Annotated in this window: 6 protein-coding genes and 1 pseudogene; 4 read left to right on the top strand and 3 right to left on the bottom strand. The window is 38.6% G+C overall.

Annotated features, from left to right (window positions below; translation table 11 throughout):
• Nucleotides 1-656 precede the first annotated feature (656 nt).
• Nucleotides 657-962 carry a hypothetical protein gene (locus DYY66_RS12135; RefSeq protein ID WP_166289848.1) on the bottom strand — a complete coding sequence of 102 codons (306 nt, stop codon included), beginning with the start codon at nt 960-962 and terminating at the stop codon, nt 657-659.
• 117 nt (nt 963-1,079) lie between these two features.
• Here DYY66_RS12135 and DYY66_RS12130 point away from each other — a divergent pair, with 117 nt between their 5' ends.
• Entirely contained in the window at nt 1,080-1,985 is a 906-nt protein-coding gene (locus DYY66_RS12130; protein ID WP_166289845.1) for an Lrp/AsnC family transcriptional regulator, read from the top strand.
• 24 nt (nt 1,986-2,009) lie between these two features.
• Entirely contained in the window at nt 2,010-2,516 is a 507-nt protein-coding gene (locus DYY66_RS12125) for an NUDIX hydrolase (RefSeq protein ID WP_166289842.1), read from the top strand.
• Here DYY66_RS12125 and DYY66_RS15160 read toward each other — a convergent pair.
• Together DYY66_RS15160 and DYY66_RS15360 are read right to left on the bottom strand one after the other, a co-directional pair.
• On the bottom strand, nt 2,507-3,043 hold the full coding sequence (locus DYY66_RS15160; protein WP_255496476.1) for a PhoU domain-containing protein: 537 nt from the start codon (nt 3,041-3,043) through the stop codon (nt 2,507-2,509). The two genes, DYY66_RS12125 and DYY66_RS15160, sit on opposite strands and share 10 nt — an antisense overlap.
• 347 nt (nt 3,044-3,390) lie before the next feature.
• On the bottom strand, nt 3,391-3,509 hold a 119-nt coding region (locus DYY66_RS15360), incomplete at its 3' end, for an AbrB/MazE/SpoVT family DNA-binding domain-containing protein (RefSeq protein WP_309224016.1).
• A gap of 62 nt (nt 3,510-3,571) precedes the next feature.
• Here DYY66_RS15360 and DYY66_RS12115 point away from each other — a divergent pair.
• Nucleotides 3,572-3,811 carry a hypothetical protein gene (locus DYY66_RS12115; protein WP_166289840.1) on the top strand — a complete coding sequence of 80 codons (240 nt, stop codon included), beginning with the start codon at nt 3,572-3,574 and terminating at the stop codon, nt 3,809-3,811.
• Nucleotides 3,805-3,960, top strand: a pseudogene (locus tag DYY66_RS16740) (GHMP kinase); the annotation flags it as partial. The gene DYY66_RS12115 and the pseudogene DYY66_RS16740, both read left to right, overlap by 7 nt.

The raw sequence follows: 3,960 nt of genomic DNA, 5'->3' as shown, positions 1-3,960 counted from the left end.
GCAATACCTGAACGAAAACCGCTAAGTGTCTGCTCTGCTGATTCTTCGATTGTCTGAGCTTTGAATTTGTCAGCAGTTGAAGGATATGCTGCAAGGAACAGATTCTTGACATCTACATCCTTTGTGGGATCGTTTAGTTTTACTATAATTGCCTGTGTTTCATGAGGTCTGTTTAAAATTTCTCGTAATGTATCAATGTTCATTATCACACTATTGTCAAGACCTACAGAACCTGCAGTCGCAGTTATTCCAACTATTNGTCTGTTTAAAATTTCTCGCAATGTATCAATGTTCATTATGATACCATTGTCAAGACCTACTGAACCTGCGGTTGCAGTTATTCCAACTATAGTTAATCTTCGTAGAACATCATTTCCAAACTGGTCTTTGAATTTTAGTTTGATAGTGTCACCTACTTGCGGGCCACCAAGATCTCTGTCTACCATTGCTCCAACTACCACTGAATCTCTGTATGTCACATACTGACCGCCAGCACCCACAGTCTGATACATTGTAGATGCTTCCCTGTCAAGAACTGGATCAACTCCAATAACTGGTACAGAATAATCACGAATTATTTTTCCATTTACTGTTGCGTTAATCGAAGCAACAGACTCTNATAACTGGTACAGAATAATCACGAATTAATTTTCCATTTATTGTTGCGTTAATTGATGCAATAGAATCAATTCTTGGAGCAGCGGCCTGGAATATGGAATTCTTTCAAGCCAGTTTACCAGTACAAAATCAGATTTTGTGATAAAGTTCTCTTGTCGTGTAATGTATACATGTCCGAATCGATAGTTTATCTGATCACGGACAATTGCATCGTACAGTCCCTGGAAGATAACAGAATTTACTTGAACTACAAGTATGGCAATTGCAACTGCAAGACTTGCAGCAATGAGACTGCCTTTTCTCCTTGTGATGAATCTAATGCCAATTTGTGCGCGATAATCCAATAGACGATCATAATTAGTCTGTTATTTAATGTTTTAGAGGTGTATACTTATCATATTAGACAATTATAAATAATACATGTTCAATTTGATATGATTGATGGGGTAATTGGATAAGAAATGGACAAATTAGACATTGAAATTCTCTCACATCTTCTTAACAACTGCAGAAAACCTGACAGGCAGATAGGCCAAGAGATTGGCATTTCCGGCGTTTCGGTAAAATCAAGAATAAAAAAAATGCTTGACAAAAAAATTATCCAGGACTTTGTGCTAAAGATAGAGCCTCCTGTTCTTGGGTACAGTGTTTTGTATTTTGTTGTTACAGGAAAAGAGATCGATGAAATCATTAATCAAATAAAATTGGTGGGCGATCCGTTCTTTGTTGTTCCATGTGTTGGAGGCATTACAGTATGCAGCATCGTAGTAAAAGAAGATCCTGCACAAAAGATGGAGATTGCAAAAAACTTGTTGCGAGATGTAAGAGTGCTTAGCATCTTTGAGGCAAAAAACCCAGAGATTCGATCGGACCTGACAAAGACTGACATTGAAATCATTGACATTTTATCAAAAGATCCTCGGCTAAAAATAGAAGAGATTGCAAAAAAATCTGGTTTTTCTACAAAGACTGTGACGCGCTCACTTGATAAATTACAAAATGATGAAGCCATCCAGTTTACCACAATCTACAACCCAAAAAACATGGGAGAGTTTATTCCGTTTGTGATATTGGTTCGAGTAAAAGAAGATGTGAAAAAGACACTTGCAAGACTGGACAAGACATTTTCTGGATCATTTTTGCAAAAGCCATTTATGCATGTAGACCAGATTGTACTATTCCTGTATACAGATAACATCTACAAGATGGACGATCTTTCTGCCAAGGCACAAAGCGTACAAGGAATACTTTCTGTTGACTTGTTTATTCCAAAAAAGATTACACTGCAAGGCAAGTGGGTTGAGAGCGCAATTGTACATGCCAAGAAATCCAAAAAACTGCACCTCATGTCTGAGATACATTCATAACATATTATTTTGTGGTTTTATCAAATGAGGAAAAATGTCTTCAAGGGCAGGGTTCTCTCACTTAGTCTTTACACTTTATCAATAAACAAGCGAAAAGTTACGCGAGAAGTAATAGAGCACCCGGGTGCTGCTGCAATACTTGCAATTGAATCAGGCAAGATACTTCTTGTGCGACAACACAGATTTCCCCATGGATACGTGCTTGAAATTCCTGCAGGGACACTTGAAAAGGGAGAAAAGCCGCTAAAGTGTGCCCACAGGGAACTGCGCGAAGAGACAGGACACACTGCAAAGAAGATGGTTTCACTAATCAAGTACTATCCATCGATTGGATACAATACAGAAATCATCCATTGCTATGTCGCATCTGGACTAAAAAAAGTTGGAGACTTGCAGCTTGACCAGGATGAAATCATGTCAGTTGTAAAGATGGATATCAAAAAAGTGATCAAGATGATAATGTCTGGAAAAATTACAGATTCTAAAACAATCTGTGCAGTCCTTGCTTATAGTACAAAGCATCACGTATAGACCGGCTTTACCAAATCTGCAACATCTGCCCAACATCTTGATAATTTTTCAAATGTAAATATCAAATTCAAAAGTTGTATAGAGCCCTGTTTTTTTGGATCAATTGACGAGCCTACACTATGAATCTTTTTTTGATAGTTTCTGTGCAACGTGATTGCCTCAATTGCAAGTTTTCTGTTATTCTCAATAAATGAGGTGATTGATTTTTCATGTACGTTTTCTATCTCTTTTGCAACATCGTATAGTTTCTTTGTGTCAGACTTTGATATTGGCAACTCTGATATCGAATGTGCAAGATCTGTAATGATGTCTCCTGCAGTCTCTAGCAAGTTGGCTGCAACCCTATAATCCAAGATATCGATATTTCCCAAGTTTAGTGCAGTTGCAAGTTTCTTGGCAACCATTGCACTTCGAATCAATCTTACCAGCAAGAAATATTGCCTGTCAATTTCATCGTCCCTGCTTGGCATTGTATCCAGTACAGAACGATCATCAGATACAAGACATGATGTTGTATCACGGAACATTCCAAGAACAATTGAGCTCATTCTTTTTAGTATCTTGTCAGGGCTTAGTGTAGTTGCATCAAGCAAAAATTGAACATTGACATTTGATGCATCCTCTTCAACAATTTCCATCCCTACAAGTCTTCGCATCAGGCCACGGATCTTTTCCCTGTCTTCTGCTGATATGGTAGACCTTCCGCTGATTTTTATTATATCATATCCAAGCAGGTATGCACCTGTTACATAGGCGCTGATGTTTTCTTGTCTTGATACTGGATATGAAATTATGACTTCGTTTGGCGGCCTGCTTCCACCAGTTGGAGTAATGGATATACTGTTGGTACCTGTCTCTATTTCGACCTCGTCGNCCTGTCTCTATTTCGACCTCGTCACTTTTTTCAAGCTTGTTTGCCTGGACCCATTCTGTTGGAAGTGACACCAGTATGCTGCTTCCTATCCTTTGCAGGCGTCGAATGAATTTAGTCAATTTATACTAATTTATATAATTTAATGATCATTTTTATATTTTCTCTTAAATTTAAGCTAGTTATGCAGGCAGTAGCCTTTGCACCAGGACATATCACTGGATTTTTCAAGGCAGAAGTCGGGGAGAAAGAGCCAGAACAGAAAGGTTCCATCGGTGCAGGATTTTGCATCAAGGAGGGAGTGACAACACGTGTCAAGGTCACAAGCTCTGAGAAACCTGGATTCAAGATTACTGTAACTGGATTCCAGTCAGACAATACGCAGGTCTCTGAATTTGTTGAAGAGAATTTTTTAAAATCGTAAAGGAGAATTGGTTTTTAGAAATTGAGCACAGTACTACCATCCCTGTTGGATATGGACTTGGCTCAAGTGGTGCAGTTGCACTAAGCTTGGCGTTTGCGCTAAACAAGGCACTTGGGACTAATCTGTCCCGTACTAAAATAGGACAGATT

The organism is Candidatus Nitrosotalea sp. FS (genome assembly GCF_011319475.1).
Classification (GTDB): Archaea; Thermoproteota; Nitrososphaeria; order Nitrososphaerales; family Nitrosopumilaceae; genus Nitrosotalea.
This window is presented reverse-complemented; position numbering and strand designations above follow the sequence as displayed.